Here is a 6,000-nt window from a genome sequence, read left to right as displayed (position 1 = left end):
CGTCCCAGCACTCAGTTCGTCGTCGATCATCGACGGTTTCCAGTCCGAATCACTCCATTCCGCAACCGCACTCTCCACGAACGATCGCCCCTCGTCCGTCAATGCGAACATGTCCGAGCGCTCCTCGACGAGATCCATGCTCCGCAACCAGTTCACTCGCTGTCTCGCCATGTCGGTCTCTCCACGACTCCACCCTAACTCAGGATGCGTGTCCAACTGCTGTTCACTTACCGTCTCGAGTGTCATTGATCCAGCAGACAACGCATACAGGAGACTCCGTAGCCCAACGTTCCGATCACACATTATACGGAGCAGTGTCGCTATCTCTCCCTGTGCCATATATTCCTGACCAGCATCTCCCAGTACCCACTGTTCACCCACCTGGTGCAAGAAGCCGACCTGTTGAAGATAGCTGACCCGCCGCATGATCGACTGCCGACTGGATACGTTCGAAAACGTTCCACGATGCCATCCGACGAGCTCATCCGACGTCGGATGATGTGCCTCGACAAACTGAAGAATCGCATTCAGCGTTGTAACGTATCGTGTTGCACCGCCAAACATTGGTACGATACTGCGCAGTCGATCCGTACTCATACAAAAACGGTATCCCGGACAGATGATGATCCTTTCCCTGACAGATAGACGTGTACAGAGATGATTCCCTGTCACAATTGGTGGCGATTGATCACCGGTGGTTCGCAGCTGCATGTGTATACGCTCCGGTCTACATAGACAACTCAAGTGACGTGATCTCCCCTGGTAAGTCGTCGAAGGACAGTAGTCCACTTGAGCAAACGTACGGTAACGTTGAGCATAGCAGAGACTACAATATCGTCGATAAATTGACATTGGTTAGTAACGTTGGAGCCAATAATGCCTTTTGTTGGCCGTTTTCGAGGAACTATCGTTTTTCCGGGATGGGTATCAGACGGAACTACAGTTATCTGTCCGAAGTGCGAGGAAGAGATGTTCGTCAGAGGTGGGCCGCAGACGGATCGGCTTCGTCACTTCGTGCATTACCCCGACAGCCGGAAGTGTAGCGGCGAGTCAGAGGAACATCGTCGGTGGAAGCACCTGGTGTTCCGTGCACTACACGATTTGCATCTTCCCAACCAAGAATCGCTCTTTTTCTGCATGGAAGGGAAGCTCGATGTCTCACATACTCCAACGGATCCAACTACCCGACACGCCGATGTGCTTCTTCGATTCGGTGCGCAGCACGATCAGTTCGGGGATGGAATCGCCTTCGAGATCCAACATCGAAACGAAGAGAAGGATCTCCACGCCGCTACGTATGATTATCTCGTCAATGGATACAGCGTGCTGTGGGTGACTCGAAATACGTTCACAAATGCGTTGTTTGACGCGGCGAAGGCGATTGCCGAGAGCGACGCCGACCGGATGTTCTTCCGCGAACGTAGTGTATCGCTTCCCGAATTCGACGAATTTCGTCAGTGGGACTTCGAGCAACTCGCGGGACTTCTTGACGGCACGCAATCACGCCTTCCGTTATACGCTGAATGAGGAGGCTCTGATAGCCCTACGTTGGGAATGAACAGGTAGATCCGAGTAGCCGGATAGGGTGTCATAGAACGGTCGCACAACCGATTCGCAACTACCCTCAATCGGTCAGTATAGCGTACACACATACCGCGACGATTGACAACCTGTCTGGAATCGATCAGAACATTGGTGTAACATACAGAGCGTAAAGTCAGTATCAGAACGTTTTTATTTTGAATATTTAAATATGAATTAATTTTTCGGTATCGACAAGGCCAATTTCAGTCCTGATTCTGCTACAGTAGGTTTTTGATGATAGTAACACTTTGTAGATTATGCCACTCAGTTCTCATCAAGATATTCAGATTCTCCACGTCGATGACGACCCCTCCATCACGGACCTAACAGGGACGTTTCTCGAACGCGAGGACGACCGCTTCGCTGTCCAGACAGCGACCAGTGCCGACGAGGGGTTGGAGAATATTAATGACCGCCCGCCTGACTGCGTCGTCTCGGATTACAACATGCCCGGCACGGATGGCATCGAATTCCTGCAGGCTGTCCGAGAGGAGTATCCCGACCTCCCGTTTATTCTCTTCACCGGCGAGGGCAGCGAGACAGTCGCCAGTGACGCCATTGCTGCCGGTGTCACCGACTATCTCCAGAAGGGGAGCGGCACCGAACGGTATGAACTCTTGGCCAACCGGATCCGCAACGCCGTTCGGGCCCGCGGCGAGGCCGAGCGGGCCGACAGACAAGAACAATTGATGCGATTGACAGAATTCGCAGGCGACACCGGCGGGTTCGAGTTTGACAGAGAGAGCAACACGATTCTGTTGACCGCTGGCACCCGGCGAATCATCGGGCGTCCCGACACATCGAAATCACTCTTGAGGAAGCGCTCGAACTGTTCCGCCCGGACGACCGCGAGGGCATTCAGCAAACACTCGACAGAGCCTTCGAAACTGGCGAGGAACTGCACGATAGGTGGCGACTCCAGCAAGACGACGGCAACGAGCGCCTTCTGGACATCACGATCACTCCAGTCGTCGAAAACGGTGAGGTAACGAAACTCCGCGGGTCTGGCAACGACATCACCGACCGCAAAGAACGCGAACGGGAACTCGCAGCGGAACGACGGTTCATCGAGCAGGCACTCGACACACTCGATGACCTGTTCTACGTGCTCGACACGGACGGCAGCCTCCGACGGTGGAACAACCAGGTTCCGGAAACGACGGGGTATGCCGACTCGGAACTGGCCGATATGCAGGCTATCGAATTGTTTCCCAAAGACGACCGCCCGACAATCGCCGACGCGATCCAAACGGCTGTCTCAGGTGAACCAGTCACTGTCGAAGCTAACCTGCTCACTGCCGACGGCGAGCGGCTTCCCTACGAGTTCACCGGCGCACAGTTGATCGACGCTGATGGGAATACGACCGGAATAGTCGGTATCGGACGAAATCTAACCGGGAATAAAAACCGCGAGTATCGAGCGCTTGCCGAAGAATACGAGGCGCTGCTGGAAACATCCGGAGACGCGGTATTCATGCTCGATGTGGATACAACTGGCGAGGATCCAGCGTTCGAGTTCGCCCGACTCAGTCCTGGCTATGAGACGCAGACCGGAATCTCAACCGAGGAAGTTCGAGGGAAAACACCGCAAGCGGTCTTCGGCAGCGAACGAGGTGCCGAACTCGAAGCCAACTACACTCGATGCGTTGAGCAGCGCGCGCCGATATCGTACCGTGAAGAGCTCAACATCGCTGAAGATGCTCGGATTTGGGAGACAAGCCTCGCGCCAGTCATTATCGATGGCGATGTCATTCGGATCGTGGGTATTGCCCGGAACGTGACTGACCAGGTCGAACGAGAGCGCGAAATACAAACACAGAACGAGCGCTTGGAGGAGTTCACCAGCGTAGTCAGCCACGATTTGCGGAACCCACTCAGCGTGGCCGAAGGACGGTTGGAACTGATTCGGGACGTGTGTGAGAGTGACCATATCGACGACGTCGCACAGGCACTTGGCCGGATGGACACGCTCATCGAGGACATGCTGACACTGGCACAAGAGGCTGAGCAAATCGATGAGACCGAAGTGATTGGCCTGGCGAACATCGTCAAGAGTAGCTGGCAAACCGCGAACACAGAACAGGCAGTACTCGAAATCGAGACGTCTCAGTCTGTCGAAGGCGACCGGAACCGGCTCCAGCAACTGTTCGAGAATCTCTATCGCAACGCAGTCGAACACGGCGGTGACGGCGTGACAGTGTCTGTCGGATCGATGGACGACGGCTTCTACGTGGCGGACACGGGCCCCGGCATACCCGAAAGTGAGCGTGAGGAGGTCTTCGAGGCAGGATACTCAACGAATGAGGACGGAACTGGGTTCGGCCTGAGAATCGTCGAACAAATTGCCGACGCGCATGGGTGGGAGATTACCGTGACTGAGAGCAAAGGGGGCGGGGCCCGCTTCGAAATTACCGGTGTCCAAAAAGCTGAGTGACCCATACGCGCCTTACATCTTGCATACCAAGACATTTATTATATTTATCTAGTAGTTCCCTCACCGGTCAGTTCGCAGCTCTGTTTAACAGTAGTCTCAGTCCATTGTCTCTGAAAGAGGTGTTAGAGACAGCCATTCCGAAGGGACCATGCTACAGGTTTGGCGCTACCACTACTACCGTCCCGGACGGAACACTCAAACACTGCCCCTGAATACACCGAGTATGAAACGAGCGATCCTCATAATCGCCGTAGTGCTGCTCGTCGGTCTTGCCGGATGTACGGCTAGCACCGGCGAGACCGAGGACGTGATCGACGACCCGCAGGCGGTGGGAGACGCCGTCGAAATCGTCGACCTGAACGTCGCGGACGTCTCACCCGGCGAGGAGTCCATCGTCCTCGAAAACACCGCCGATAAGCCCGCCGACCTCTCCGGATTCGAGCTCCGTGACCGAGAGGGCGGCCAAGTCGATGGCGGCCTCTCGCCCTTTTCGTTTCCCAGTGAGTTCGTCCTCGAACCCGGGGAGACAGTGAAAGTAACGACCGGAGACGGCGAGGCAACGGAGACCGAGCTGTACTGGGGATACAACGTCAACATCTGGCGAGGCGACGGCGACGTGGTTCGACTCGTCGACGCCGATGGCCAGGTCGTGATGGAGCACGCCTACGGCGACATGGTGGGAACCGAGTCGGACAGCGACGCCGGCGATGAGACCGACGACACCGATGACGAGACCGACGACGAGAGCGATGGCGACACACAGAGTACTGTTGAAGGCGAACTCGAAGTTCACCACATCGACGTCGGGCAGGGCGACTCGACCCTCATCGTCACGCCGGCCAACGAGACGATCCTGATCGACAGCGGCGACTGGTGCCAGAACGGCAGTGAGGTGATCGACTACCTCGAAGCACAGGAGATCGACCGGATCGACCACCTGGTCGCGACGCACGCCGACGCCGACCACATCGGCGGCCACGCTGCTGTGATCGAGCATTTCGAGACGAACGGTGAGGGCATTGGGACCGCGTACGATTCGGGCGTGCCCTCGAGTTCGGCGACCTACACTAACTACCTCGATGCCATCGACGAGCACGACGTCGAACTCCTTCTCGTCGAACGAGGTGACGAACTGCCGCTTGCGGGGACCGTCTCCGCGCAGGTGTTGCACCCGCCCACGGAGACCGGCAGCGACGTCAACGAGAACAGTATCGTGCTGACGTTCGATATCGGCGAGTTCCAGTACGTGACAACCGGCGACATCGACACCGATGTCGAACAACAACTGATCGAGGAACAAGGAAGCGATCTCGAGGGCGACGTGTACAAAGTCGGCCATCACGGGTCCTCGACCTCCTCCAGCGAGGCCTTGCTGGACACCATGACTCCCGAGACGGCCATCATTTCGAGCGCCTACGACTCACAGTACGGCCATCCGAACGACGTCGTGCTCGACCGATTCGCCGACCGGGATATCGAGACGTACTGGACGGGCGTCCACGGCGATATCGTGGTCCGAACCGATGGGACGGCGACTGCTATCGAGACCCAGGAGTCGTTCTCGACGGCTCCCGAGGATATCCTCGAGGAGACGCCCGACGCCGACGACACGGCGAACCTTCAGCCACCCAGCCCGCTTGTTGCAGGGAGTTCGGGCAGTGGGATTGATGGGACTGTCGCGTCTGTTGTGGGGTGAACAATGGAGGGGACTTACACTGCCGTTGTCGACCGGATCGAAGATGGCGATATCGCCGTGATCCTGCTCGAGGAGGATGGGGAGGTAATCGAGCAACTGGATATCGCGGCTGATCGTCTGCCCGAACCCGCTCAAACGGATGGGGGCGTGCTTTCGGTGACGCTCGAAGCGGGGGAGATCGTCTCGATGGAGTACCAACCGGAGGTAACACGAGACCGCCGCGAGTCCGCTCAAGAGAAGCTGGATCGGCTGTCCGAGCGGTTGTCCGATCGCGAGGAGTGATTAA

At 56.7% G+C, this 6,000-nt stretch carries 5 protein-coding genes and 1 pseudogene; all 6 read left to right on the top strand.

Features of this window, described 5'->3' with window-relative positions; genetic code table 11:
- Positions 1-876: 876 nt before the first annotated feature.
- The 6 genes and pseudogenes from ACFQL3_RS01775 to ACFQL3_RS01750 all read left to right on the top strand — a co-directional run bounded on the left by ACFQL3_RS01775 (position 877) and on the right by ACFQL3_RS01750 (position 5,996).
- Complete coding sequence (locus tag ACFQL3_RS01775; RefSeq protein ID WP_377050305.1) at positions 877-1,527, top strand: hypothetical protein; 651 nt, start codon at positions 877-879, stop codon at positions 1,525-1,527.
- A 314-nt stretch (positions 1,528-1,841) separates the two neighbouring features.
- Entirely contained in the window at positions 1,842-2,573 is a 732-nt protein-coding gene (locus ACFQL3_RS01770; RefSeq protein WP_377050827.1) for a response regulator, read from the top strand.
- A pseudogene (locus ACFQL3_RS01765) lies at positions 2,456-2,986 on the top strand (PAS domain-containing protein); the annotation flags it as partial. The gene ACFQL3_RS01770 and the pseudogene ACFQL3_RS01765, both read left to right, overlap by 118 nt.
- Positions 2,987-3,058: 72 nt before the next feature.
- Complete coding sequence (locus ACFQL3_RS01760; RefSeq protein ID WP_377050853.1) at positions 3,059-4,018, top strand: PAS domain-containing sensor histidine kinase; 960 nt, start codon at positions 3,059-3,061, stop codon at positions 4,016-4,018.
- A 223-nt stretch (positions 4,019-4,241) separates the two neighbouring features.
- Positions 4,242-5,714, top strand: a complete 1,473-nt coding sequence (locus tag ACFQL3_RS01755) for an MBL fold metallo-hydrolase (protein ID WP_377050825.1) — start codon at positions 4,242-4,244, stop codon at positions 5,712-5,714.
- 3 nt (positions 5,715-5,717) lie between these two features.
- Complete coding sequence (locus ACFQL3_RS01750; RefSeq protein ID WP_377050299.1) at positions 5,718-5,996, top strand: DUF3006 domain-containing protein; 279 nt, start codon at positions 5,718-5,720, stop codon at positions 5,994-5,996.
- Positions 5,997-6,000: the final 4 nt, after the last annotated feature.

The organism is Natronoarchaeum sp. GCM10025321, assembly GCF_042663585.1.
Taxonomy (GTDB): domain Archaea; phylum Halobacteriota; class Halobacteria; order Halobacteriales; family Natronoarchaeaceae; genus Natranaeroarchaeum.
The sequence above is the reverse complement of the archived record's forward strand: the minus strand, read 5'-3'. Positions and strand labels throughout refer to the sequence as shown.

Bases quoted from the DNA above. Each gene is read 5' to 3' on its own strand.
- ACFQL3_RS01775 (WP_377050305.1), top strand. From the start codon at position 877: ATGCCTTTTGTTGGCCGTTTTCGAGGAACTATCGTTTTTCCGGGATGG.
- ACFQL3_RS01770 (WP_377050827.1), top strand. From the start codon at position 1,842: ATGCCACTCAGTTCTCATCAAGATATTCAGATTCTCCACGTCGATGAC.
- ACFQL3_RS01760 (WP_377050853.1), top strand. From the start codon at position 3,059: ATGCTCGATGTGGATACAACTGGCGAGGATCCAGCGTTCGAGTTCGCC.
- ACFQL3_RS01755 (WP_377050825.1), top strand. From the start codon at position 4,242: ATGAAACGAGCGATCCTCATAATCGCCGTAGTGCTGCTCGTCGGTCTT.
- ACFQL3_RS01750 (WP_377050299.1), top strand. From the start codon at position 5,718: ATGGAGGGGACTTACACTGCCGTTGTCGACCGGATCGAAGATGGCGAT.